This window comes from Georgenia sunbinii (assembly GCF_036421875.1).
GTDB lineage: Bacteria > Actinomycetota > Actinomycetes > Actinomycetales > Actinomycetaceae > Georgenia_B > Georgenia_B sunbinii.
Map to the genome: position 1 here is coordinate 289,341 of NZ_JAZGOL010000001.1, position 24,961 is coordinate 314,301.

Annotated in this window: 18 protein-coding genes; 8 read left to right on the top strand and 10 right to left on the bottom strand. The window is 71.7% G+C overall.

The features are described from left to right. Positions 1 to 82 precede the first annotated feature (82 nt). Positions 83 to 580, top strand: coding sequence for a hypothetical protein (locus tag V2J52_RS01415; protein WP_331225870.1), 498 nt, complete (start codon positions 83 to 85; stop codon positions 578 to 580). 119 nt (positions 581 to 699) lie between these two features. Then, positions 700 to 1,599 (top strand): macrolide 2'-phosphotransferase, encoded by a 900-nt coding sequence (locus tag V2J52_RS01420; protein ID WP_331225871.1) that lies wholly within the window; start codon positions 700 to 702, stop codon positions 1,597 to 1,599. On the opposite strand, the gene helR is transcribed toward V2J52_RS01420, so the two are convergent. The 3 genes from helR to V2J52_RS01435 all read right to left on the bottom strand — a co-directional run bounded on the left by helR (position 1,596) and on the right by V2J52_RS01435 (position 5,276). Next, entirely contained in the window at positions 1,596 to 3,806 is a 2,211-nt protein-coding gene (helR, locus tag V2J52_RS01425; protein WP_331225872.1) for an RNA polymerase recycling motor ATPase HelR, read from the bottom strand. The genes V2J52_RS01420 and helR overlap by 4 nt on opposite strands. 457 nt (positions 3,807 to 4,263) lie before the next feature. Then, positions 4,264 to 4,680: a DUF1801 domain-containing protein gene (locus V2J52_RS01430; RefSeq protein ID WP_331225873.1), complete on the bottom strand. Its 417-nt coding sequence runs from the start codon at positions 4,678 to 4,680 to the stop codon at positions 4,264 to 4,266. Continuing rightward, positions 4,677 to 5,276: a glyoxalase gene (locus V2J52_RS01435; RefSeq protein ID WP_331225874.1), complete on the bottom strand. Its 600-nt coding sequence runs from the start codon at positions 5,274 to 5,276 to the stop codon at positions 4,677 to 4,679. Before V2J52_RS01435 ends, V2J52_RS01430 begins: the two co-directional genes overlap by 4 nt. Positions 5,277 to 5,517: 241 nt before the next feature. Between V2J52_RS01435 and V2J52_RS01440 the strand changes: the two genes are divergently transcribed. From V2J52_RS01440 to V2J52_RS01450, 3 genes are all read left to right on the top strand, one after another. Then, on the top strand, positions 5,518 to 13,926 hold the full coding sequence (locus tag V2J52_RS01440) for a DUF2341 domain-containing protein (protein WP_331225875.1): 8,409 nt from the start codon (positions 5,518 to 5,520) through the stop codon (positions 13,924 to 13,926). Between the two features lie 143 nt (positions 13,927 to 14,069). Next, positions 14,070 to 14,453: a hypothetical protein gene (locus V2J52_RS01445; RefSeq protein ID WP_331225876.1), complete on the top strand. Its 384-nt coding sequence runs from the start codon at positions 14,070 to 14,072 to the stop codon at positions 14,451 to 14,453. Positions 14,454 to 14,522: 69 nt separating this feature from the next. Further along, positions 14,523 to 15,389: an LLM class flavin-dependent oxidoreductase gene (locus tag V2J52_RS01450; protein ID WP_331225877.1), complete on the top strand. Its 867-nt coding sequence runs from the start codon at positions 14,523 to 14,525 to the stop codon at positions 15,387 to 15,389. An 18-nt stretch (positions 15,390 to 15,407) separates the two neighbouring features. Here V2J52_RS01450 and V2J52_RS01455 read toward each other — a convergent pair whose 3' ends face one another. The 3 genes from V2J52_RS01455 to V2J52_RS01465 all read right to left on the bottom strand — a co-directional run bounded on the left by V2J52_RS01455 (position 15,408) and on the right by V2J52_RS01465 (position 19,116). Continuing rightward, a complete protein-coding gene (locus V2J52_RS01455; RefSeq protein WP_331225878.1) occupies positions 15,408 to 16,211 on the bottom strand; it encodes a copper chaperone in 804 nt (267 codons plus the stop codon). Beyond that, positions 16,208 to 17,791, bottom strand: a complete 1,584-nt coding sequence (locus tag V2J52_RS01460; protein ID WP_331225879.1) for a tyrosinase family protein — start codon at positions 17,789 to 17,791, stop codon at positions 16,208 to 16,210. Before V2J52_RS01460 ends, V2J52_RS01455 begins: the two co-directional genes overlap by 4 nt. A gap of 134 nt (positions 17,792 to 17,925) precedes the next feature. Continuing rightward, positions 17,926 to 19,116, bottom strand: a complete 1,191-nt coding sequence (locus tag V2J52_RS01465; protein ID WP_331225880.1) for a winged helix DNA-binding domain-containing protein — start codon at positions 19,114 to 19,116, stop codon at positions 17,926 to 17,928. A 53-nt stretch (positions 19,117 to 19,169) separates the two neighbouring features. Between V2J52_RS01465 and V2J52_RS01470 the strand changes: the two genes are divergently transcribed. Further along, positions 19,170 to 19,361: a hypothetical protein gene (locus tag V2J52_RS01470; RefSeq protein WP_331225881.1), complete on the top strand. Its 192-nt coding sequence runs from the start codon at positions 19,170 to 19,172 to the stop codon at positions 19,359 to 19,361. On the opposite strand, the gene V2J52_RS01475 is transcribed toward V2J52_RS01470, so the two are convergent. Further along, on the bottom strand, positions 19,346 to 20,143 hold the full coding sequence (locus V2J52_RS01475; RefSeq protein WP_331225882.1) for an LLM class flavin-dependent oxidoreductase: 798 nt from the start codon (positions 20,141 to 20,143) through the stop codon (positions 19,346 to 19,348). The genes V2J52_RS01470 and V2J52_RS01475 overlap by 16 nt on opposite strands. A gap of 37 nt (positions 20,144 to 20,180) precedes the next feature. Continuing rightward, positions 20,181 to 20,594, bottom strand: a complete 414-nt coding sequence (locus V2J52_RS01480; RefSeq protein WP_331225883.1) for a VOC family protein — start codon at positions 20,592 to 20,594, stop codon at positions 20,181 to 20,183. A 70-nt stretch (positions 20,595 to 20,664) separates the two neighbouring features. On the opposite strand from V2J52_RS01480, the gene V2J52_RS01485 reads away from it, so the two are divergent. Together V2J52_RS01485 and V2J52_RS01490 are read left to right on the top strand one after the other, a co-directional pair. Continuing rightward, complete coding sequence (locus V2J52_RS01485; protein WP_331225884.1) at positions 20,665 to 21,240, top strand: TetR family transcriptional regulator; 576 nt, start codon at positions 20,665 to 20,667, stop codon at positions 21,238 to 21,240. A gap of 106 nt (positions 21,241 to 21,346) precedes the next feature. Continuing rightward, entirely contained in the window at positions 21,347 to 22,222 is an 876-nt protein-coding gene (locus V2J52_RS01490; RefSeq protein ID WP_331225885.1) for a sulfurtransferase, read from the top strand. Between the two features lie 55 nt (positions 22,223 to 22,277). Here V2J52_RS01490 and V2J52_RS01495 read toward each other — a convergent pair whose 3' ends face one another. Beyond that, entirely contained in the window at positions 22,278 to 24,200 is a 1,923-nt protein-coding gene (locus V2J52_RS01495) for a penicillin-binding transpeptidase domain-containing protein (protein WP_331225886.1), read from the bottom strand. Between the two features lie 107 nt (positions 24,201 to 24,307). Further along, positions 24,308 to 24,928: a DNA-3-methyladenine glycosylase I gene (locus V2J52_RS01500; protein WP_331225887.1), complete on the bottom strand. Its 621-nt coding sequence runs from the start codon at positions 24,926 to 24,928 to the stop codon at positions 24,308 to 24,310. Between the last annotated feature and the right edge of the window lie 33 nt (positions 24,929 to 24,961).

A 24,961-nucleotide genomic window follows, 5' to 3' on the forward strand; every position in this document is an offset into this window, starting at 1 on the left:
CTTAGCCGCGACCAGAGCTGCAGAGCAAGTGACTGTCAGAAAGATCTTGACTGTCCGCAAGGCGCTTTCTAACGTGATCGGTATGAGACAGTCACTATCTGAAACTGCTTCTATCCGACGTCCTGCCGGGCCCACGCCAGGCAGTTCACGCGGCGCCACCGGCGCCGTCGTCTCCGCCATTGCACTGACGGTCGTCCTGCTGGGCGCGGCGATCATCGACCACGCCGGCGCTCGCAGCCTTCTCGACCACGCGGCGGCCGCCTACGCGTCGTACGGCACGTCACCGGACCCGGCGCTGCTGTACGGCATCGTCTACACGGTCTCCGTCGTCGGGCTGCTGCTCTGGCTGCCCGTGCTGCGCGCCGCCCGGCGGGGGCGCCGCTGGGCGCCCATCGCCGCCGGCACGGCCACGGTCGTCACCGGCATGCTGGCGCTCACCCTGCTGTTCATCACCGAGTACGGCGCGCCGATCTTTCCGCCGCTGTGGGGAGCCCTTGCACTGCTGCCCGCGCTGGCAGGAGCGGTCGCCGTCGTCCTGCTCGTGCGACGCCCCGCCCGGAGGGAGGCCCGGGGCGGGTGAACGACGGCGGGGCCCTGGCGCCAGGAGCGGCACCCGGGCCGCGTCACGGCCGGCACCATGAACCACCTTGCCGGGGCGCCAACCTTCACGTCGTGGGGGAGGGCTGGCAGGGTGGCCTCATGAGTGCACTCGATGACGTCATCGCCCTAGCCAGCTCCCACGACCTGCAGCTGTCCGCCGAGGGCGCGACCGTGAACGAGGCGGGCCTGGACTACCGCGTGGTCATGGCTTCGGACGAGGCCGGGCAGCGCTGGGTGCTGCGTGTCCCGCGCCGCGATGACGTGTCCGAGAGCATGGCCGCCGAGGCCCGTGTCCTTGACCTCGTCTCCCCGGTCCTTGCGGCCGACGGGGTGGCGGTTCCGGACTGGCAGGTCCGCTCCCCGGAGCTGATCGCCTATCCGGCCCTGCCCGGCGTCCCGGGCCTGACGCTGTCTGAGACCGGAGAACCCGTCTGGGACATGGACCCGGCCAGCCCGGACTACGCCGCGCGCCTGGGACGCTTGTTGGCGCGGCTGCACTCTCTGGGGCCCGCGGAAGCGGCCGCCGCAGGGGTCGAGGTCCGCTCCGCCGCGCAGGTGCGCCAGGCATGGCGGGACGACGTCGACCGGGTGTGCGGCGCCTTCACGGTGGCACCCGCACTGTCGGAGGCATGGCAGGCCTGGCTCGAGGACGACACCTGCTGGCCCGACTTGACCGTGATGACCCACGGGGAGATCTACCCCGCGCACGTGCTGTTCGGCGAGGATGGCACGATCACGGGTGTCCTGGACTGGACCACCGCCCGCGTGGACGACCCCGCCCGGGATCTGGCTGCCCAGTACGGCGCCGCCGGGGAGGAGATGCTGCGGGTCACTCTCGCCGCGTACGAACAGGCCGGCGGGTACGTGCACCCGGGCCTGGCAGCCCAGGCCAAGCACCTGTGGGATGCCTCCCCGATCGGGTACGCCCTGTACGCGCTGACGACCGGTGCCGACACCGACCGTGCCACGGCCGCCGCGTTGCTCAGCCCGGGGCCCTAGGCGTCGCTGGCGAGCACCACGAGCTCCTGCGTCGCCCGGGTCATCGCGACGTAGCGGTCCACCGCTCCCTCGACGCCGTCACCGAAGGCCTCAGGCTCGACGAGAACGACGAGGTCGAACTCCAGCCCCTTCGCCAGCTCCGGGGAGAGCGACCGCACGCGAGGCGAGGTCGGCGCGAACCCTGGCGAGCCGATGACGCACGCGACGCCCTCCGTATGCTCCGCGAGCCAGCCCGCGACGACCGAGCCGAGCTCCGACGTCGCCCCGTGGCGCACCGGGACGCCGGTGCGGCGGACCGACGTCGGGACGTTCGCGTCCGGCAGCGCGGCGCGGATGACCCGCTCGGCCTCGGCCATCACCTCCTGCGGGGTGCGGTAGTTGATCGTCAGCGTCGCCTGGTCGATCCGGTCCAGGCCTACCCGTTCGAGCCGCTCGTGCCACGACTCGGTGAAGCCGTGGCGGGCCTGCGCCCGGTCCCCGACGATCGTGAAGCTGCGCGACGGGCAGCGCAGCAGCACCATCTGCCACTGCGCGTCGGTGAGTTCCTGGGCCTCGTCGACGACGATGTGCGCGAACGGCCCGGCCAGCCGGTCCGACTCCGCCGGCGACCGCGCGCCGTCGTCGGCGAGGGCGGCACGCAGGTCCTGACCGCGCAGCATCGACATCACGCCCAGGTCGGAGTCGTCGGTCGCGATGAGGTGCTCGACGACGTCGGACATCTGGGCGCGCTCGGCCGCGGCCGCCGCTTGCTGACGACGACGTCGCGACGCCTCCGGGTCACCGAGGCGGTGGCGCGCTGCGTCCAGCAGCGGCAGGTCCGCCGTCGTCCAGGTGTGCGCGTCGGTCCGTCGCAGCGCCGCGACCTCCTCGGGCGCCAGCCACGGCGCGCACCGGCGCAGGTACGCGGGCACCGACCAGAGGTCGCCCACGACGTCGGTCGCCTCGAGCAGCGGCCACGCCCGGTTGAAGGCCCGGACCAGCTCCCGGTTCGCGGTGAGCGCCTGGTGGAGGCTGTCGTCGCCGTCCTCACGCTCGAGGCCGTAGGCGTCGAAGGTGTCGCCGTCACCGTCGGGCTCATCGGTACCGGCGTCGCCCTCGAGCTTGTCGACGAGGATCGTCAGCAGCTCCTGCCACACCTGGTCGCGGGCCTCGTTGTGCGGGGTGCCGGGCACCGCGGCAGCGAAGGCCTCGGCCCAGTCGGCCGGCGTGACCAGGACATCGGCCCAGGCCGTCTCGACCAGCAGCGCCTCGGTGGGCGCTTCCTCGTACAGGGCGACAGCGGGCTCGATCGCGCCCACCATCGAGGCAGAGGACTTCAGCCGGGCCACCTCGGGATCGGTCTCCGGCCGTGCACCCGCCCCCTCCGGGACGAGGTCGCGCAAGGTGCAGGTGCGCACCCCCTCCTCGCCGAGGCTCGGCAGGACGTCGGCGACGTAGTCCAGGTACGGCTGGTGAGGGCCGACGAACAGCACGCCGCCGCGGCGGTGGCCGAGCCGAGGGTCGGAGTAGAGCAGGTAGGCGGTGCGGTGCAGGGCGACGACGGTCTTGCCGGTGCCGGGACCGCCGTCGACGACGAGTGCGCCGTCGGACCCGGCACGGATGACGGCGTCCTGGTCGGCGGCGATGGTGCCGAGGACGTCGCGCATCTGCGAGGTCCGGCTGCCGGCGAGGCTGGCGATGAAGGCCGACTGGTCGTCGAGCGCGGCGTGCCCCTCGAGCCCGTCGGCGGTGAAGACCTCATCCCAGTAGTCGCGGATCCGTCCCCGGACCCACCGGTACCGGCGCCGGCTCACCAGGCCCATCGGGTTGCCGTGGGTCGCGCCGAAGAACGGCTCAGCGTCGGGGGAGCGCCAGTCGACGAGCAGGCGGCGGCCGGCGGCATCGGTGAGGCCCAGCCGTCCGACGTACACCGGCTCGGCGTCGGGCCTGTCCATGCGCCCGAGGCACAGGTCCATGCCGAAGCGCTCGAGGGTGCGCAGCCGGGAGGTCAGCCGGTGGATCTCCTGGTCGCGCTCCAGTGCTGCGGTGCCGCTGCCCCCGGGGGAGCGGCGAGCGGTGTCGAGGCGTTGGGTGAGGTCGCGGGTGAGCTGCTCGATGCCGGCTGAGATGGCGACGAAGTGCTGCTCGTCGGTGGCGATGAGCGCCGGGTCGGCCTTGTGGGCGAGGTCCTCGGGGAGGTGGAACGCGGTGTCGGTCAGGTGGGGCATGTCGTCAGCTCCGTTCGCGGACGCCCGGCGGTCCAGCGGCCGGGTCGGGGCCGTTGCCGTGGCGTCAGCGAGCGATTCTTCGCCAGGAGGGGGGTCTTGTGGCAAGCCCCCCGGTGCGCTATAAGTTGGAAGTGGCGAGGCGTCCCCTCCCGCATCGAGCACCTGCGGGAGCTGCTCGCCGACCGCGTTGGCTGAGCGCCCCCTCCCTCGCCGAGAGCGGGATTGTCCACGCCCTCGGCCCTCCGCGCCTCCCCCTCGCCGAGAGCGGGATTGTCCACGCCCACCCTTCGCTGAGAGCAGGATTCTCCACGTTCGAGCCCGATTGCCCGTCGAGTGCGCTGCGGACAATCCCGCTCTCGCGGACAAGTCTGCTCTCGGCGACAATCCCGCGACCCAGCGTCACCCCGGGACGACGTCCCGGCGTCGGAAGGCAGTGAGGCCCGCGGCCACGTGCGCCCTACATCCTCGTTCCCGGCAAGCTGCCGGACTGCTCGAACCAGGAGCGGAGCAGGTCCTCGTCCAGCTCGTCGTCCTGCCGGATGTCGAGGTAGCGCATCTCGTCGTGCTTGGACTCCTTCGGTGGCACGGGATCCAGCGACGTCCCTCTGAGGAACTGCACCTGGACGTAGTCGGTGTAGCAGCGGAAGGAGAGCAGCCACGTCTCGCCGTCGAGGCCGTAGAACGGCTGGTTCCACCGCACGGCCTTGCGGACGTCGGGGACCGCCGCGGTGATGAGGTCGTCGAGCTGCTTGCCGACCTTGCGCTTCCAGCCGGGCATGGCGGCGATGTAGTCCCGCACCGGGCCGTTGCCGTCCCCCTTGGGGATCTGCGGGTTGCCGCCGGAGAGCAGCGTCGGTTCGTTGCCGGCGGTCATGAGGCCCACACGTACCCGTCGGGGTCGGTGAAGGGACCGGCGTCGCCACTGATGATGAGCCGGTGCGACCCCGTGCCCTCCGGCGGCACCCCGGCGGTCTTGGCAAGATCCCCGCGCTTGTTGAGCGTCACCGTGATCGCGCCGGTGTCGAGCTCGACATACTTGCGGCCGTAGCTCTTCGCGACCACCGCGCCGTGCTCGGTGTAGAACCGCTTGCTCGCGGCCACGTCGTCGACGCCGAGCTGGAGCACGATCTGATCGACCTTGCTCTCGGCCGGGCCGGTGTCCTTCTTCGACGACGACGCGACGGTCACGACCGTGCCGTCCGGCGCTTGCACCGCCCCGCCGTAGCCCCACAGCGACTTGCTCACCGGTTTCAGCGACGTGGCACCGGCGTCCAACGCCTTGGCGACGAGGTGGTCGACGGTCGCCGGCCGAGCGACGACCAGCCCGAGGAGGCAGCCCCGGAAGCCGCTCGTCGGCGCCTCGGAGGCCTGCACGCGCACTCGCGTGCCCAGACCGAGAGTGTCGCGGTAGAAGCTGCCGGCGTCTGTCGGCTCCGTGCCCTCCACGATGATGTGGTCGACGAAAACCATGGATTTCATGCTGCTCCCGCACCACGCCCACGTCAACCCCCACCACCCCCACCATCGCCGAGAGCGGGATTGTCCACGTCGACAATCCCGCTGTGGGCGCAATTGGTGTGGGACGGCGTTCACTCGGCGGCCAGGACCAGTTCATCTGGAAGTCGCCTTGCCTCCCTACGGTCACCGAGCCACCGTCGTGCCCGTCCCTCCACACCAGGGCACGCCCCGTAGAACTTGGAGCTGTCCCCGCATGCCGCTTCGTGCGCCATTCCGCCGGGTCGTGGGCCTCGTGCTCACCTCGGCCTTCGCCCTCGCCCTGGTCACCCCCGCGGCCCACGCCGTCGAGCCCCTCCAGGGGATCGCCGGCGTCGGTACCGAGGAAGACCCCTTCCTCATCGCCTCGACCGCGGACCTCTTCGCGGTCACCGACGCCATCAACACGGCCAATGCCGACTACGGCGACCAGCATTATCGGCTGGCGGCCGACATCGACCTCGACGGCGCCTCGTTCCCCGGCATCGACCGGTTCGAGGGAGTGCTCGACGGCGCGGGGCACCGGATCGCCGACCTCACCTACGGCGAGGGTGCCGACGGTAACCGCGGCCTCATCCGGATGCTCGACGGCGGCACCGTGCGTGACCTGACGATCGACGGCCTCACGGTCCACGTCGAGGAGCAGCTGCGCGTCGCCGGCATCGCCGTCGAGGCCACCGGCGGGGCGGTCCTCGACGGCAACTCCGTCGTCAACGCGGATCTGCGCACCGGTCAGCAGTACGTGGCGGCCATCGTCAACAACGCCCACGACGGCGTCACGGTCACGAACAACTGGGCCCGTGGCTCGTTCACCAGCGAGCGCTACCCGAGCGCGATCATCGGCTACGGCCGATACGACGTCGACGTCTCGCGCAACCTCGTCGACGCCGTCGTCACCTCCACCGGCAACCAGGCCGTCGGCGCGATGGTGCACTCGTACACCGGCGGGTACTCCAAGGAGAACGCCGAGAGCCACATCCGCGAGAACGTGCTCCTCGGCGGTGCGGTCACCTGGGAGAACGGGCAGGACCGGCTCGCTGCCGGCCGCGTGCTCGGCCATTACCGCACCCCCGGCTACATCCTCGAGAGCAACCTCGCCAACGAGACCATCACCGTCGGCGGGGAGCGCCCTGAGGCGCCCGGCGAGGGCAACAAGCAGGGCACCGACACCGCTCCTGAGCTGCTCGCCCAGCAGGCCACCTACGAAGAGCTCGGCTGGGACTTCGAGCAGGACTGGCGCTGGGACGCCGAGCTCTCGCAACCGGTGCCGGCCGACGCACACGAGGGCATCGTGCTCGACGAGCTGCCCGAGCCCGTGGACCCGCGGCCCGAGGAGCCGGAGGAGCCGGTCGACCCCGACACCCCCGCAGCGCCGCTGCCGGACATGATGGGCGACGGCACCGAAGCCAGCCCCTTCCAGCTCGCCACCGCCGCGGACCTCAGCACCGTGGCCGACGCGATCAACACCGACAATGCCCAGTACGGCGACCGCCACTACGTCCTTGCCGCCAACATCGACTTCGCCGGCGCCACCTTCGGCGGCATCGACGAGTTCCGCGGGGTCCTCGACGGTGCTGGCCACAAGATCTTCAACATCACCTACGGCCCCGGCAGCGACAACGATGAGCGCGCGCTGTTCCGCCGCCTCGACGGCGCGACCATCACGAACCTCACCCTCGACGGCGTCCGCGCGGCCGTTACCCAGGCTTCGCAGGTCGCCGGCATCGCCATCAACGCCACCGGCGGAACGGTCATCGACGGCAACTCCGTCATCAACGCCGAGCTCAGCTCCGGCAGCCAGTACGTCGCCGCCATCGCCGCCAACGCGCAGCGCGGCGTGAGCATCACCAACAACTGGGTCGACGGCTCCTTCCGCAGTGCCCGCTACCCGGCCGCCGTCGTCGGCTACGGGCGCTACGACGTCGAGATCCGCAACAACCTCGTCAACGCCCACGTGACCTCCGCCGGTGCCCGCGCCCACGGCGGGATGCTGCTGTCCTACCAGGGCGCTTACAACGAGAATTCCCCGGGCCAGGTCAGCGAGAACGTCCTTTTCGACGGCAAGGTCGACTGGCGCGGCGCCAGCACAACCGAGGCCGGCCGCGTGCTCGGCGTCTACCGCGACGCGGGCTTCGTCGTCGAGAACAACCTCGCCAACGAGACCATCACCGTCGGCGGCGCGCGCCCCGACGCCCCCGGCGCCGGCAACCAGCACGGCACCGACACCCCGCCCGTGGCGCTCGCCCAGCAGTCCACCTACGAGGACCTCGGCTGGGACTTCACCGACCAGTGGCGCTGGGACGAGGCGCTGGGCCACCCGGTCCCGCACCGCAGCTTCCTCCTCGGCTCGGGCACCGAGGCCGCGCCCTTCGAGATCCGTACCGCCGGCGACCTGGAGTTCCTCGCCGCGCGGATCAACGACGGCGACCAGTCACTCCTCGGCGGCAAGCACATCGTGCTGACCACCGACCTTGACCTCTCCGGCCGGGAGCCCTTCGAGGGCATCGACACCTTCGACGGCACCCTCGACGGGCGCGGCCACACCATCACCGGCCTCAGCTACGGCCCGAGCGAGGCCTCCGCGGAGCTCGGCTTGATCCGCGACCTGTCCGGGACTGTCCGCAACCTCACCCTCGCCGGCGTCACGGCCGACGGCGGAGACCAGGCAACCGCAGGTCTCGCCGTCAACCTCGCCGGCACCGCTGACCGCCCCGCGCTGATCGAGCGGGTCCAGCTCGTCGACGTCACGGTCACCGCACCGGCGGCCGACGTCGCCGGCGGGCTTGCTGCCACGGCGTCCCATGCGGTCATCGCCCGCAACACCCTCGACGTCACGGTCACTGCCGCGGGCGTCGCGGCCGGCGTCGTCGGCGTCCTGTCCGACGGCGTGGTCATCGACACCAACCTCGTCGAGGCGGACGTCACCGTGCTGACCGGCGGCGGGGACGGTGCCGAGGGCGTCAACGCCGGTCTCATCGGCGCGGTCCCCGGTACCGGGCCGGACAGCACCATCACCCGGAACGTCGCGCTCGACGGCGTCATCGGCTACACCGGCGCGGTCGACGGCTTCACCGGTCGCATCGTCGGCTTCACCGGCCACGACGGCTGGTCGGCCGACCAGAACCTCGCGAACACCGAGATCACCATCGGTGGCGCGACCGTGACCGGCCCGGGCACCAAGAACCAGCACGGCACCGACACGACGCCCGCGCAGCTCGCGGACAAGGCCACCTACGAGCAGCTTGGCTGGAGCTTCACCGACGACTGGCGCTGGGACCCCGCCGCCGGCCGCCCGCTGCTCAAGTACGTCCTGCCCGAGGAGTACCCGAACCGGATCACCACGACCTTCTACGGTGACCCGTCCACCCAGCGCGCCTTCACCTGGTACCACTCGATCGCGACCGACGCCCCGGCCGTGCTGCTGAGCACCGACCCGGACTTCGCGACGGACGCGACCACGCGGGTCGAGGCCACGCAGCACGAGAGCACGCACGGCGAGGTCGTCCACCAGGCGGTGGCCTCCGACTTGCAGCCCGGGACCACCTACTACTACCGGGTGGGCGACTCGATCTCCGAGGTGTGGAGCGCCAGCGGTACCTTCGAGACCCCGACCGGCGAGGGCGACTTCACCTTCATCGACCTCACCGACACCCAGGCCAAGGCCTCCTCGGAGGCGGAGCTGGCGGCGGGCACCATGCGCAAGGCCCTCGAGGCGGTGCCCGAGGCCGAGTTCATGGTCCACAACGGCGACGTCGTCCAGGATGGCGACGTCGAGCAGGACTGGGTCGAGATGCTCGGTGCCGCGCAGGACAGCCTGCTGGCGACGACGATCGCACCGGCGTCCGGCAACCACGACATGGCACCGGACGCCTTCACCGACCACTTCATGCTCGAGCACCCGAACGAGCAGGACACCACGACGGGCGCGTACTACTCCTACACCTACAACGGCGCCCACTTCATGGTCCTCAACACCAACGAGGACGAGGCGCAGTCCATCACCGACGAGCAGCTCGCCTGGCTGGAGCAGGACGCCGCGGCAGCCCGCGGGGCCGGCGCCGACTGGCTCATCCTCGTCATGCACAAGGGTGTCTACACCGCCGGCAACCACGCCGACGACGCCGACATCATCAACATGCGCGACATCTTGGTCCCGGTGATCGACGAGCTGGAGATCGACCTCGTCCTTCAGGGCCACGACCACTACATGTCACGCACGCAGGTCCTCGAGCACGACCCCGAGGGCGTCGAGGGGGCCGGCGTCGTCGAGACGACCAAGATCACCGAGATGGTCAACGGTCAGCGCATCGAGTACCACCTGGACCCCGAGGGCACGATCTACTTCATGCCCAACACCGCGGGCGCGAAGCACTACCAGCAGATCAGTTCGTCCGAGGCGTTCGACGTCGAGGCCTACCTTCAGCTCTTCGACCGCCTCGGCACCCCGCGCGCGGGCACCGTGGAGACGTTCACCTCGGTGGACGTCACGACGGACCGCCTGACCGTCGAGCTGTTCCAGGTCCGCGACGGCGGGGCACCGACCCGCGTCGAGGGCTTCGGCATCGACCGGCAGCTCTCCCCGGTGGACGCAGTCCTCGCGGCGCTGCCAGACCCGGCCGACGCCACGCTCGACGACGCGGACGCCATCACCGCGGCCCGCGCCGCCGTCGACGCGCTCACCCGCGGCCAGCGGGCGGCGCTCTCCCACCTGGAGAAGCTCAGCGCCCTGGAGCTGCGAATGCGCCAGCTCGCCGGCCTCGTGACGACCGACGGGTCCGTCGTCGGCTGGGCCGACCCGGACGCCACCACCCGGCAGGCCATCGCGGTTCGCAACGACACGCGGCGGGACTTCACCGACGCCCCGGTCCGGCTGACGATCGAGGACACGCCGTCGGTCGAGGCGGACGCGCTCGCGTTCTCCGCTGACGACGGCGCTCCGCTGTCCTACGAGGTGGAGCACTGGGAGCCCGGTGCCACCTCGACCGTGTGGGTCAGGTTGCCGCTGGTTCCTGCCGAGTCGACCACCAACGTGTGGGCGTACTACGGCGGCGGGGCCGAGAACAACGATCCTGCCGACGTGTGGAGCGGCGGCTACGCACTCGTCGAGCACCTGTCGCAGGACACCGCTTCCGGCGAGCAGCGCATCGACTCCACCGGTCAGCACACCGGCACGCTCGTCGGTGAGGACCTCGCCGCGACTGCGACCGCTGATGGCACCCTCGAGTCGCAGTTCGCCGGCTCGCGGTTGCAGTACCCGGGCGACGTCGGCGGCGGCTTCGGCACCATCACCGTCAGCGGTGTGTACTCCTTCACCTCGGAGGACATCGCGGCGCTCGACGGCGCGGGCGCGGTCGTGGCCAAGCAGCGGCAGGGCTCCGACGCGGCGTTCTTCCACGGCGTTGCCCCGGACGGCTCGGTCCAGGCCTTCCGTGGCGGTTCGACGCCGACCGTCGAGGTCCCGGCCGACGGTGAGCCGCACCTCGTCACCCAGGTCTACGACGGCATGACCTCCGCGGTCTTCGTCGACGGCGTGGAGCAGTACCAGGGCCAGGACGAGCGCAGCTTCACCGCGTCCGACCACGGCGTGCTCACGACGATCGGGGACATCGACACCGGCAACGGCTCGCTCGGCTCGCCGTTCCACGGCTCCATCGACGAGGTGCAGATCGCCGGCTTCGGCTTCCTCCCAGAGTTCGAGACGTTCCGGTACGCGAACTACTTCGGCGACGCCGTCACCTACGGCGCGCAGGTCGAGCGCGGCGACGAGCCGGTCGCTCTCGTGGTCGGCGGCCCCGCCGGCGGCAGCGAGGTCGAGGCCGGCCCGGTGACCTTCACCGGGTCGCTGAGCGAGCGTGCTGTCGTCACCGCCCGGGTCAGCGGCCGCGAGGTGCTGTCCGAGACGGTCGACGCCGGTAGCTTCGCGCTCGACGTCCCGGTCTTCGCGACCGGGAAGCAGACCGTGACGCTGAGTGCGCGGAGCGTGGCGGACGAGGACGCGACCGCCGGCGCCGTCATCGTCGGTGTGCAGGTGGCCGACACCGTCGCCCCCACCCAACCGACGGTCGCGGAGTCCGGCAACGAGCCGGGAGCCACCGAGCTCACGCTCACGGCCACGCCGCAGACCGACCAGCCGGAGTGGACGGAGGCGACGTTCTACGCGAACGAGGCCACCGCCGTCGGCAAGGACAACGTCGTCGTGCGGACCGGCACGACGACGGACCGGGTGCCGGCCGGCCTCACCCCCGAGTCCGGTGAGGAGTCCGGTGACCTGCTGCCCACCACCGTCGGGGAGGACGCCAACCCGTTCCAGATCTACGAGATCACGCTGACCGAGGAGCAGGCGGCCGAGGAGGAGTTCCACCTCAGCTGGTCCGGCACCGGTGACGACCGCCGGGTCTCGGCGTGGGTCTACGACCACGACGCCGGGCAGTGGCTGCTCAAGGACGATGACCACGACGCCGACGGCGGGACGGTGTCGCTCGACGTCGCCGCCCGGGCCGACGAGAACGTCGTGAGCTCCGACGGCACCCTGCACGTGCTGGTCTGGCGGGGACTGGTCGAGGAGCCGTGGGCCGAGGACCGCGTCTACGAGCAGCACCCAGACGGCGCGGACTTCGACTGGGCCTTCAACCACGTGCCCGACACCCAGCTCTACGCCGAGGCGACCCCGTGGATGATGAACGACATGTTCGAGCACATCGTCGCGAACGCTGAGGAGCGCAAGACCGAGCTCGTGCTCCACGCCGGTGACTGGGTCAACCGCGAGTACCTGGACGACGAGTACCAGTGGTCGGACACCATCCACAGCGCCGATCTGCTCGACGAGGCCGGGATCCCCTACATGGTGTCGTGGGGCAACCACGATTACTCGCTCGACCGCAACGGGCGGCTCATGCTGCAGAAGTACTTCCCCATGTCGCGCTTCGAGCAGAGCGTCGAGGGCACGCCCTTTGAGTTCGGCGACAACTTCGACATCGACAACTACTACTACACGGCCGACATCGACGGCGCGGACCTGCTGTTCCTCACCGTCGGCTTCTGGTCGGCGGAGGACGACGACTCGCCGGCCCTCGCGTGGGCGCAGGACGTCATCGAGGCGCACCCCGACCACACCATCGTCCTCGCGACTCACCACCACCTCGTCGCCCGGTTCCCCGATGCGCCGTTCTCCAACCAGCGGATCAACGACCTGCTGGTGGACCCGTACCCGAACGTCGTCATGACGTTCAGCGGCCACAACTCTGGCAGCTACGTGACCGCGCGGGAGACCGACCACGGGTCGCAGTCCTACGGGATCCTCACCGACTACCAGACGCGCCCGTGGGGCGGGCACGAGTTCTTCAAGAACATCAGCGTCGACGCCGAGAACGGGTTGATGTACTTCAACACGTACTCGCCGTGGCTGGACGAGTGGATCTCCGACGGCCGCTGGCACTCGCCGATCTCGGAGGACGACGTCCCCGGCTTCCACGGGGACGACTCGGAGAACTTCGTGCTCGAGCTCGACCTCGGTGGGGTGCAGACCCGAACGCTGACCGCTTCCGGGCTCACCTTCGCCGCGGGCGCGCCGACCCAGGTGGGCGAGCCGGTCGCGGTGGTGGGCGCCGAGGCGGCGTCGGTGACCTTCGCCGGGATCGAGCCCGAGACGACGTACGAGTGGTACGTCGACCTGGCCGACGACGGCGGGAACGTCACGCGCAGCGCCACGAGCCAGTTCGTGGTCGCCGAGGCGGTAGAGGAGCCGACCGAGGAGCCGACCGAGGAGCCGACGGAGGAGCCGACGGAGGAGCCGACCGAGGAGCCGACGGACGAGCCGACCGAGGAACCGACCGAGGAACCGACCGAGGAGCCGACCGACCCGGGCGAGCCGCAGCCGGATCGTCGGACCGCGGAGTTCCACCTGTCGAATGACTGGAAGGGTTCGACGAGCCGGTTCTTCAGGTACGGCCGGTTCGCCGATGACGTGTTCGTCGGTGACTGGGACGGCAACGGCACCGACACCATCGCGGTGCGCCGGGGCAACGAGTTCCACGTGACCAACGGCCAGCGCGGGGGAGATGCCGATGTGGTGTTCACCTACGGCCGTCAGGGCGATGTCGTGCTGGTCGGTGACTGGGACGGCGACGGGGTGGATACCTTCGCGGTGCGCCGTGGGGCGGTCTACCACGTGAAGAACTCGCTGCGCGGTGGCGAGGCCGACCAGGTGGTTCGCTACGGCCGTGAGGCTGACGCGGTGCTGGTGGGTGACTGGAACGGTGACCGGACCGACACCTTCGCGGTGCGCCGCGGGGCGACGTTCTACGTGAAGAACGCCATCGCCGGTGGTGACGCGGACGTGGTCTTCAGCTACGGCCGGGTTGCCGATGTCACGTTGGCTGGTGACTGGGACGGTGACGGCACCGACAGCTTCGCGGTGCAGCGCGGCCGGACGTACCACGTGAACAACTCGCTGCGTGGTGGCGAGGCAGAGATCGTGGTGACCTACGGCCGTGAGGGCGATGAGGTGCACGTCGGTGACTGGGACGGTGACGGCACCGACACTCTCGGTATCCGCCGCCCCGTCGGTGGCGACGCCAGCACGTCGGGCGGAGCCAAGCAGGCCGGCGCGGTCGGCAAGCGCAGCTAACCCCGTTCACTCCTCCTCCCGACCACTAGCGCGACAGCAGGATTCTTCACCGTGAAGAATCCAGCTGTCGCGCTTGTGGGTGGGTGGGTGGGGCCCGTTGACAATCCCGCTGTCGGTGCATTTCGAGGCTGTCAGCGCATGGGGTGGCGCGCACCGTGCAGCCGGCGCTCGCTGCCGGCGCGGCGGAGCTCCGCGAGCTCGGCTACCAGGCGACGCTCGAGGCGACCTCGGGCACTGATACCGGCATCGACGAGCACACGTTGGTCGTCAACATGGAGGAGCACCGAAACTTCCACTACCAGGCGGTCGCCGTCGGGGCCCCGGTGCCGCGCATCGGCGGGCGCCCTATGCCGGTGGGCGACGACGTCCTCGACCGGTACGAGACGCACCTGTCGTTCCTGCGCTACACCAGCGAGCACGACTACGCCTCGGTGCTCCCCCCGCCGGTGGCGCCCACGGCGCCGCCGACGCCAGCCGTGCCGACGGTGGCCGACGACGTGGAGCGCATCGAGGACACCGAGCACTGAGCGCAGCGTGGCCCCGTGACAGACTCGAACCATGACTCAGACGTTGAACCTTGTCGCCAGCGGTGCGCTGTGACCCGCATCGGAGCCGTCTTCAGCCCGTACCACAACGCACCGGAGGCGCTCCGCGGCGCGGTGGAGGTGGCCGAGGCCGCCGGCGTCCCGGAGCTGTGGCTGTGGGAGGACTGCTTCCGGGAGTCGGCGTACGCCTCGGTGGCCGCGGCACTGGCCTGGACCGAGCGCCTGCGCATCGGGCTGGGCATCTCACCGATCCCGCTGCGCAACGTCGCGGTCACCGCGATGGAGATCGCGACCATCGAGCGGATGTTCCCCGGCCGGTTCTACCCGGGCCTGGGCCACGGTGTGCTGCCGTGGATGGCGCAGGCCGGCGTCCTGGCGGCCTCGCCGCTCACGCTCATGCGCGAGTACCTCCCGCCGTTGCGCTCGCTGCTGGCGGGCGAGGAGGTGACGGTGGCCGGACGGTACGTCAACCTCGACAAGGTGCGGCTGGACTGGCCTCTGCAGAGCCCGCCCCCGGTCTACTCCGCCGGGGTGGGGCCCAAGACGCTGGCCCTCACCGGTGAGGTCGCGGACGGCACGGTTCTCGTCGCCGGTCTCAGTCCGGCGGAGGTCGGCGAGCACGCGCGGCGGGTCCGTGACGCCCACGCCGCCGCCGGTCGTGACGGCGACGTCGTGATCGTCGCGTACGTGCACGCTGCGTTCGGCGACGGCGCCCAGGAGCGAGTGGCAGCCGAGCTGGGTGACAGCGGGACCGACGACGACCGCGGCGTGTGGGGCCAGCCAGCCGACGTCGTGGCTGCTGTGCGACGGTTCGCGGCCGCCGGTGCCGACGCCGTCATCCTCTCCCCCGTGGGCGGCGAGCCCGATCTCCACGCGTTCCTCCGCGCGGTCGGGGAGGTCACCCGCCTCGTGGCCTGACGCGCATCGCGGGTGGCGTCACACGCTTGGCAGCATTGAGCGGGCACGGAAGCCGACGGCGCGGGCCGCCCGCGTCGGGAGGCGGCCGCGCCACGAGGGCCGCGTCGGACGGTCGAGCCGCTCGGCCCACATCCACAGCGTCACGGGCACCATCGCCAGCACGTGCGAGGTGGTGACGAGCAGGGGCAGCAGCATGAGTGCCCAGCAGGACCCGAAGCACCAGAGGGCGTGCTGCGCGCCGGTGCGCAGGGCGGCGAGGTCGGCAGCGTGGCCGAACGCTCTGACCGCCGGGTGGGCGTGGCACCTGTTGAGGCAGCGCTGCTTGGCCGGTGACAGCTGCCAGGCGACGGCGACAACGAGACCCACGACGATCGCGGCGCCGCCCACCGGCGCGACGGCTCGCAGCGCCGTCGCCACCGCGGTCAGCACGACGCCGCCGGCGGTCCACGCCGCCGCGTACGCCGCGACGACGAGCGCTACCGCTCGGGCTCGGCGCCTCGGCAGGCTGCGGGCGTGGACGTGGCGCAGCACGGGGATGAGCAGCGGCGTCATCATCGCCGCGAGCATGAGGAGCCAGCTGCCGAGGAACGCCAGCCCCCACTCGTGCACGGCGTGCGTGGCCGCACCGCTGACGACGACGTCGACGTCGTGGCCGGTGTGCGCGCTGGCAGCCACGCCCGACGGGTGATGTCCCGTCGGTCCCGCGGCGGCCACGGCGATGACGATCGTCGCGAGCCAGGCGCCGGCCGTGACGGCCAGCACCGGCCGGCGGATCCGCCGCCGCTCGCGAGCCTCGGGTGTCATCGTCGCGGCCGCGGTCATCGACCCTGACGGAAGATGCTGATGCGGCCGATCGTGAGACCGGCGTCGTCATCGATCGGCCGGACCGGCACGATCCGCACCGGCAGGCTGTCAACGTCCAGCGAGTCGCCGAGGAAGAGATCGTCGACGATCGACGTGATCTCGAGGACGAAGGTGAGGCCTTGCCCGCCGTGCAGGTCGTCGCCCTCGGTGGCCTGGCTCACCCCGAACGGGGCGATGCTGCCGGCCAGCTGCTCGGGATGGTCGGTGGCCTCCTCGTCGTCGGGCACCCCGACGTAGACGTGGAACGCGGCGGCGTCGGAGTGGCCACGGACGTTCTCGAGGTTGAGGAAGAGCCGGTCGGGCGGCGCGGTGACGTCGGGCGCCTCGGCCGCCCGCGCCAGGCTGCGGATGACTCGACGGCGCATCGGGGCGTCCAGCCGGACCCGGCTGCCCACCGCGCTGCCGGTGACTGGCACCGGCTCCTCGCTCGCTCCCACCAGCTCGACGTTCGTCTCATCAGGCACGGTCGCACCTCCTCGGACCCCGGCGCGGAGACCGCGCTCCCGCAACCGCTCGCGCCGCGGGACCGGCGCGGGGGCCGGTGCGAGGTCCTCGTACCCGTAGCCAAGGGCCGCGATGTCCGTCATCTCGTCGGGTGTGTACGTCCAGGTCGTGCCGTCCGGCATCGGTGCCACGAACGGGCGCTCGCCCTGGCTGGCCGGTCCCTGGAGCCAGCGCTGGTCGGTCGGGTTGGTGTGGAACGGGTCGGTCCGGTTCCAGACCTCCCACAGCCGGTCGATGTTCGCGTGGTGCAGCCAGAAGACGGGGTCGAGCCCGGCGGTGCGCGGGTCTGACATCACGCCGTCGAGCTGCGGCGGCCGGACGTCCCGGCCCCCGACGAGGCCGTGCACCCAGTCGTGCGGCTGGCCCTCGATCATGCCGTGGGTCCCGCCGCCGTGCGAGAAGCCGGTGTCCACCCCGCCGAACCCCGGGGTGCCGCCGCTCGACACACCCGTGAAGTGGTCCTCGTTCATCGCGTCGAGGTTGACCGCGTCCAGCGGCACGAAGACGTTGCCGTCGCCGAACGGCCCGTACCGCTGCGGCACGAACAGCGGGTTGTCACCGGTCCCGTCCGGCCAGACCGGGGACGCGAGCTCCGGCGGCAGCGCCGACTGTCCCGGCCCGAAGTAGTCCCAGTAGGGCAGTGCCCAGCCGTCCGGGCCGCCGAGCCGGACCACCTCGGCGCGGATGTTCGCCTCGAAGGCCAGGACGTAGCCGCGGTGCCACGGCAGGAAGTACCAGCTGCCGTGCTGGCACTGGGCCCAGAACTGCTCCCTGACGGCCGGGCTCGGCGGCTGGTCGGTGGCGTCGAGGTACCCCAGCGCCGCCCACCGGGCGGGTGCGAAGCCGTGCATGGCGGCGTAGAAGCGCCAGCTCGTCGGATCGTCCAGGGCCCGTTGCTTCATCGCGGCGACCCCGCGGGCGTACCAGAGGACCGGATCGGCCCACCCGCCCTGGGAGGCCCAGACGTTGCGACGGAGGCGAACCAGTGGCCCCCGTGTCGACGTCTCGTCCTCGTCCCTGTCCACCGTGGTCATGGCGCCTCCACCCCCAGGGGCGGTGCCCGTGAGCGTGCCACGCGCACCGCCGTCCGACCTGCTCGAAGCGTCCCGGTGCGTCCGGCACGACGTCAAGGGCCGATCGGGCAGCGTTCCCGGCTCAGGCCGGCGGTCTACGGCAGCGGGGCCTGCTTCATCAGCTGGGAGGAGTAGACGTTGGTGATCCGCACGCCGGCCAGCCAGTCGGTCAGCCGGGCGGCCTCGGCATCGAGCGCCGCCCGACCCTCGGCGGGGAGTGCGGCTCCCGGGCGGGTGATCACCCGGACCTCGCCGTCCGCCGCCTGCGCCCACGCCCCGACGACCCGGCCGTTCCACCACGCGGTGTTGCCGCCGTTGCCGTTGGTGTCGAACAGGTAGGGCACGTCGGCCGGGTCGAGGTAGAAGTCGCGACCTTTCCAACCCATGGTCGTCGGGTCGAGGGTGGGCAGCAGCGCCGCCCACGCCCCCGGCGGCTCGACCGGGTCGACGTCGTCGGGCAGCACCCAGCCGGGCACGCCGCCGTCGAGACTCACCTCGACGGCGGCCACGGCCGCCAGCGCGGCGCGCGCCGCAGACTTGGTCGAGCCGAGCCACCACTGGACGTCCTCGACGGTCCCGGGGCCGAAGGTGCGCAGCCAGCGGCGCACGAGCTCGGCGTACCCGTCGTCGGCGGTGAGCGGCTCCGGCTGCTGCCCGAGCCAGGAGGACATGAGGGTCCACGAGGGGCGTCCGAGGCGCCAGTGCCCGGCGTTCGGGCCGCGCACGATCCACCCCTCGGCGCCGAGCATCGTCAGCACCCGCGGGGCGACCTGGAACGTGCCGCCGTACTTCTTGCCGGTGTCGACGGTCACCGTGCCGGCGAGCTCCGGCAGCTGCTCGCGCAGCTGCCGCGCCGTCAGCGGCTCACCGCCGGCGAGCCGAGCGACAACGGCGGCTGCCGCCGCGTCGAGCCACGCCTGGCCGTCCTCGGCGACGCCGTGCCGTTCGACGTCGCGGGCGACGAGCCGGCGCTGCTCGGCCGCCACCCGGGCGGACGCGCTGCCGAGCGTGGCCGGCAGCAGGTCGCGGGGGAAGACGAACAGGGTGCGCCGCATGGCGAGCTGCTTGACCAGCGTCCGGTCCTCGTACATCGCCCGGTCGACGTCGGCGGGGGAGACGCCGTCCGCCCGGGCATGGACGGCCAGGTGCACCGTGGCCGCCTCGGTCGCGTGCAGGACGGTCATCGCCCGGGCGACGGCCACGGCGTCATCGAGCCGGTGGTCGGGGTGGAGCGCGTGGCGGCGCGACAGTCGGCTGCGGCGTTCGGTGTCGGTGATGTGTCGCACCGGTCTAGTCTGCCCGCCGGCACCGACACGGCGGGGAACCTGACCTCCACGCGTTGCTGCGCGCGACCGGGGAGGGCGCGCGACTGATGCTGCCCATATCCGGCGAGCTGAGCGACAAGCAGACCCGAGCTCTCCAGGACGGAATCCCGTACCAGACCCTGATCGCCAGCGTGGTCCACAAGTATGTCACCGGACGATTGGTTGACGTCGACGACGACCGGCCGCGCGATCAGCGACGCCGGTAGCTCCGCGGCGGCGGGGAAGAAGCCATCGCGCGCAGTTCGTCGAGCCAGCCGGTGATGAGTACCCAGGTGGCTCCGGTGCCGTCGTAGTCGGCCGGGTCGGTGCCTGCCGGCGCGGCCACGACGATGTCGGCGGGCGCGTCCGGCCGGGCCGCGACCTCAGCGACGGTCTCGGGCGGCAGTGCGTCCATCGTGCCCTCGGCGGACATCGCGCCGAGCACGACGCCGTCCCACCGCGCGGCCCGGCCCAGCGTGCGCTCGTTGCGGGTCATCGCCGACACCCACACCGGGATGCGCGGCTGCTGCAGCGGCGTGGGCAGGAACTGCACGTCGTCGAGCTGGTAGTGGTCGCCGTGGTGGGAGAACGGCTCGCCCGACCACAGCCCCGACACGACGTCGAGGCCCTCGTCGAGCATCGCCGCCAGCCGGCGACGATCCGCACTGCGGCCGAGCGCGGTGTACTCCGACGGCGGCTCACCGAGGCCGACACCGAGCACCATGCGACCACCCGACAGCCGGTCGATCGTCACCGTCTGCCGGGCGACCTCATGCGGCTGGTGCCGGGGCAGCGCGGTGACGGTCGTCCCCAGCCGGACCCGCTCGGTCCTGCTCGCGAGCGCCCCGAGGACGACCCACGCGTCCGCCGTCGGCATCGGCAGGTCCGGGGTCCCGACGACGTGGTGCCACAGGAACACGCCGTCCCAGCCGTTGGCCTCGGCGGACACACCGAGATCGACCAACGACGACGGCTCGTCCATCACCGGGATGCTCAGCCCCACCTGCATGCGACGACAGTACGCGGGACAGCGGGAATCGCGCAGGTCAGGACTCTGAGCCAGCGTAGGAGTCGGCGAACTCCGCCGTCGGCGCGATCGGCTGGATGACGTCGAGCAGCACGGCGTCAGGTGCCTCGACGATGAAGTGACGCTGCCCGAAGTCCTCGTCGCGCAGTGCAAGGACCGGGGTCAAGCCGTGGTCCGCCGTCAACGCGTCGTGCAGCGCGGTGGCGTCGTCCACCTCCAGGTTGAGGATCAACCCCTGGACGGGGGCGCGGTAGGCGGCCGGGATCGTGCCGTGGTCGCGATCGAGGATCGCCAGCTCGAAGTCACCCAGGCGAAGGCTGACGTACCAGTCGCTGGTGAAGGTGATCTCGAAGCCGAGGACCTCACGGTAGAACGTCGCCGCCGCGCCGGCGTCGGCCGACATGATGACCGGGTAGAAACTCGTGACTGACATGATCCGCTCCTTTACGTACACTCCGTATGTAAACAACGACGATACATACTCTGCGTACGTAAAGGAAGCCATGGCACGCGCATCTGCTGAGACCGCCGCCCAGACCGCCCGGCAGGTGCTGGCCGCGGCAACCGAGCTCTTCGCCGGTCATGGGTACGCCGGCGTATCCCTCGACGACATCGCCCGGGCGGCCGGTGTCACCCGGGGCGCGGTCTACCACCACTACGGGAGCAAGGCCGGTCTCTTCCGCGCCGTCGCTGCGGAGCTTCAGACGGACGTCGCTGCTGCGGTCGCCACTGCCGGGCAGGCCGGTGATGACGCCGTGGCACAGCTGCGGGCCGGCAGCCACGCATTCCTCGATGCGATCACGGCGGCCCCGGCCGTCCGGGTCCTGCTCCTGGACGCACCGGCGGTGATGGGCTGGGCGCAGTGGCGGGAGCTCGACACCGCGGGCTCGGTGAGGCACCTGCGCCAGGCGCTGGCCGGCGTGGGCGTGGCCGCCGACATGCTCGACGCGATGACCGCACATCTCTCCGGTGCCATGAACGAGGCGGCACTGTGGCTCGCTGAGCAGCCACCAGGTTCATCGGCGCGCGACGCCTGCCATCGGGCTCTCGACCGCGTCCTTCAGGCGGTCGTCGCCTGAACCAGGTGTCCTCGTCTCACCTGTTGGTAGCTGGGTACCTGCCCGCGCTGCTCCGACGGTGACCCACGTAGCGTCGTCGTCCAGGACCCAACCTTGGAGGACGGACATGACCACGCTGCCGCTGCTCGTCGACACCGACTGGCTCGCCGACCACCGTGACGACGCCAACCTCAAGATCGTCGATGCGACCACTTTCCTCACCCAGCCGGAGGGGGACGGCTACTACGACGTCGAGTCGGGCCGCGCGGCCTACGAGAAGGGCCACATCCCCGGCGCCGTCTTCGCCGACCTCCTCACCGAGCTTGCCGACGGCGAGGCCCCGACGACGTTCACCGCGCTGGACTCCGTCGAGTTTGCTGCCAAGCTCGGCGCGCTGGGAATCGGCGACGGGGACACCGTGGTCGTCTACGACCAGGGCGTGGGCATGTGGGCCACCCGCCTGTGGTGGAACCTGCGCCTGGAGGGCTTCGACGACGTCGCCGTCCTCGACGGCGGGTTCACAGCCTGGCGGAAGGCCGGCCGCCCCGTGGCCACCGGGCAGGAGACGCTGCCGGCGGCGACGTTCACCGCCCGGCGCCGGCCCGAGCTGCTCGCCACGAAGGACGACGTGCTCTTCTCGCTCGACCTGCCCGACATCCAGCTCGTCAACTCGCTGGACCGGGAGACCTTCGAGGGCACCCGGGCGACCTACGCCCGGCCCGGACGCATCCCGGGCAGCGGCCACGTGTTCTTCGGTGAGCTCGTCTCGGCCGAGGGCCTCGCGCTGGACCCTGACGAGGTCCGCCCCGCGTTCGCCAATGCCGGCGCGCTCGACGAGGACAAGCAGGTCGTCACCTACTGCGGCTCGGGGATCGCCGCCACCTATCTCGCGTTCCAGCTCGCCCGCCTCGGTCGCGACGACGTCGCCGTCTACGACGGGTCGCTCACCGAGTGGGCGGCGGACGAGTCGCTGCCGCTGGAGACGGGGGCGCCGGCCGTCTGAGCCGGCGGGTACGGCAGGGGACTACGGTCACGCTGCCGCGACGAGCCGTGACGGCTCAGCCGAGCGACCGCAGCAGCTCCTCGACGACGCCGCCGGCCACGCCGGAACCGTGGCCGGCGCCCTGCACGAAGACTGCGACGGCGACGTCGCCCTGGTAGGCGGTCATCCAGGAGTCCACCCGGGAGTCATCGCCGCCGCCTGCCTCGGCCGAACCGGTCTTGGCGTGGACGGGCTCACCGGGGACGTCGGACAGCAGGATGCCGGTGCCGTCGGTGACCACGGCAGCCATGTAGCCGCGCAGGACGGCGGCCTCGTCCTCGGACAGCGGCACCGACGGCGCGGCGGGGCCGTCGGCGTCGTCGGCGACCTCGTCCGGACCGAGGACGAGCGTGGGCGTCACCGTGGCGCCCGCCTGGATCGAGGCGGCGGCGGTGGCCATGGCCAGCGGCGAGGCGAGCACCTCGCCCTGGCCGATGAGCGAGGCGGCCAGGCCGGTGCCGGTGGCGTCCTGCGGGTAGCTGCCGAGGAAGCCGGGCCAGTCGCCGGCCAGCTCCCGGCCGAGGCCGAGCGCCTCGGCAGCCTCGCCCATCGCGTCGGCCGACAGCTGGTCGACGGAGCTGACGAGAGCGGTGTTGCACGAGTGTGCGATGGCCTCGGTCATGGTGATCTCGCCGAGCGAGCTGGCCGGGTAATCGGGGTAGTTGCTGATCGTGTAGCCGTCGACGGTGGCCTCCGGCGCGCACATCACCGTGTCCTCCGGTCCGGTGCCGGCGCGGAGCAGGGCCAGCGCGGTGATGAGCTTGTAGGTGGAGCCGGGTGCGACCGACGCGAGCATCGCGGTGTTGTGCCCCTCGCTGCCGGGGCCGCTGGCGGCGGCGAGAACCTCACCGGTGGAGGGGCGGATCGCGACCAGGCCGGCCGGTGCGTCGACCTCGGCCAGTGCTGCCTCCGCCGCCTCCTGCACCGGGACCGACAGGGTCACCTGGAGGTCGGCGCCGTCCGCGGCGGGACGCTCGTACAGCACGACGTCGCCGGACTCGTGCTGCTCGACGACCTGCAGCCCCGGAGCACCGGTGAGCGTCGGGTCGTACTGCTGCTGCAGCCCGGAGAGCCCGGTGACGTCGCCGGCGGTGAGTCGGCCCTCGGACTGCTCGATCAGCTCCTGGGTCGCCGGCCCGGCGCGGCCGAGCAGCGCCCGGGCGAACACCGCGGTCGGCGCCAGCGGCATGACGTCGGGCAGGGCGACGCCGCCGGGGACCTCGCGGACGGCGTCGAGGTCGACCTCGTCGGAGCTCTCCCGCACGACGATCGCCTCGACGAACGCCCGTGGCCCGGCGGCGACGGTCCGGTCGCCGAACCCGGCGGGCTCGCGGTAGCCGGCCAGCGCCGCGACCTCCTCGGCGTTCTCGCGCAGGTCGGCCTCCGAGGCCCCCTCGATGCGCGTCTTGTCGATGCCGACCCGGAAGACCGGCCGGTCGGTGACGATCGCCGAGCCGTTGCCGTCGACAACGTCGGCGCGCTCCCCGGTGGTCCGCACCAGCACGATCGTGCCGTCCGGCCGCAGGCCCTCGGCCACCATCGCCGGGTCGGAGACCGCCGACCAGCTCGCCTCGCCGTCGGTCACGAGGACGGCGTTCGTGGGGTAGGTCCAGTCCGTCTCGCCGTCGTCGTCGAGGTCCCACGACCATTCGAGGGCGACGTCGGCGACCAGCCCGTCGCCGTCCTCCCGGGATTCCCCGACCTCGGTGACGGCCACCGTGCGCGGCAGCTCGGCGAGCTCACCGAGCGTCGCGGTGACGTCGACGGGTCCGTCGGTCCAGCTGACGTCGCCCGGGTCCCCGGTCGTCAGCGCCTGCGCCAGCGCCTCGGCGGGCGGCGCCGGGTCGGGCGTGCTGCTGCACGCGGTGAGCGTGAGGGCGACCATGGCGCCGATCGTGGCGAGGGCAGGGAGGGAGGGCCGTCGCCCGGTGGTGTTCATAGGGGACCAGTGTGAGAGATGAGGTCAGTGATGTCGACCACCGTCGAGCGACGTGCCGCGTGTGGCGAGCGCGAGCGCCGACCGGGACGCGGCCGACGCGTCCGCCGTCAGCGTGGCCAGACGCCCGAGGTCCCTCGCCGGTGGGAGCCGAGCAGGTGGGTGTCGACGATGCCGATGGCTTCCATGAGGGCGAACATCGTGGTCGGCCCGACGAACGTAAAGCCCGCCCGGCGCAGTGCCTTGGCCAGCGCGACGGACTCGGGCGACGTCGTCGGGACCTCGGCGACGGTGCGCGGCTCGGGGGTGTCGCTCGGCTGGAACGACCAGACCAGCTCGACCAGGCCGCCGCCGTCCCGCAGCTGCACGGTGGCCCGGGCGTTGGCGATGGTGGCGAGGATCTTCGCGCGGTTGCGCACGATGCCGGCGTCGGCCATCAGCCGTGCGACGTCGCCGTCGTCGTACCGGGCGACGGCGTCGGGTACGAACTCGTCGAACGCGGTACGGAACGCGGGGCGCTTGCGCAGGATGGTCGCCCAGGAGAGGCCGGACTGGAACGCCTCCAGGCTGAGCCGCTCGAACATCCCTCGCTCGTCGCGGACCGGCATGCCCCACTCGGTGTCGTAGTACTCCTGCAGCATCGGGTCGACGCTGGCCCAGGCAGGCCGCGCGAGACCGTCGTCGCCGACGACGATCGGGTCGGCTGCGGGAGTGGTCGATGGTGTGGCCACGAGGGCGCGCCCTTTCGTCGTCGGTGGTCGGTG

Excerpts from the sequence above, each read along its gene's own strand:
- helR (WP_331225872.1), bottom strand. The coding sequence starts at position 3,806 with ATGCCCCACCTGACCGACACCGCGTTCCACCTCCCCGAGGACCTCGCC.
- V2J52_RS01415 (WP_331225870.1), top strand. The coding sequence starts at position 83 with ATGAGACAGTCACTATCTGAAACTGCTTCTATCCGACGTCCTGCCGGG.
- V2J52_RS01430 (WP_331225873.1), bottom strand. The coding sequence starts at position 4,680 with ATGACCGCCGGCAACGAACCGACGCTGCTCTCCGGCGGCAACCCGCAG.
- V2J52_RS01435 (WP_331225874.1), bottom strand. The coding sequence starts at position 5,276 with ATGGTTTTCGTCGACCACATCATCGTGGAGGGCACGGAGCCGACAGAC.
- V2J52_RS01490 (WP_331225885.1), top strand. The coding sequence starts at position 21,347 with ATGACCACGCTGCCGCTGCTCGTCGACACCGACTGGCTCGCCGACCAC.
- V2J52_RS01460 (WP_331225879.1), bottom strand. The coding sequence starts at position 17,791 with ATGACCACGGTGGACAGGGACGAGGACGAGACGTCGACACGGGGGCCA.
- V2J52_RS01480 (WP_331225883.1), bottom strand. The coding sequence starts at position 20,594 with ATGTCAGTCACGAGTTTCTACCCGGTCATCATGTCGGCCGACGCCGGC.
- V2J52_RS01440 (WP_331225875.1), top strand. The coding sequence starts at position 5,518 with ATGCCGCTTCGTGCGCCATTCCGCCGGGTCGTGGGCCTCGTGCTCACC.
- V2J52_RS01475 (WP_331225882.1), bottom strand. The coding sequence starts at position 20,143 with ATGCAGGTGGGGCTGAGCATCCCGGTGATGGACGAGCCGTCGTCGTTG.
- V2J52_RS01485 (WP_331225884.1), top strand. The coding sequence starts at position 20,665 with ATGGCACGCGCATCTGCTGAGACCGCCGCCCAGACCGCCCGGCAGGTG.
- V2J52_RS01495 (WP_331225886.1), bottom strand. The coding sequence starts at position 24,200 with ATGAACACCACCGGGCGACGGCCCTCCCTCCCTGCCCTCGCCACGATC.
- V2J52_RS01455 (WP_331225878.1), bottom strand. The coding sequence starts at position 16,211 with ATGACCGCGGCCGCGACGATGACACCCGAGGCTCGCGAGCGGCGGCGG.
- V2J52_RS01420 (WP_331225871.1), top strand. The coding sequence starts at position 700 with ATGAGTGCACTCGATGACGTCATCGCCCTAGCCAGCTCCCACGACCTG.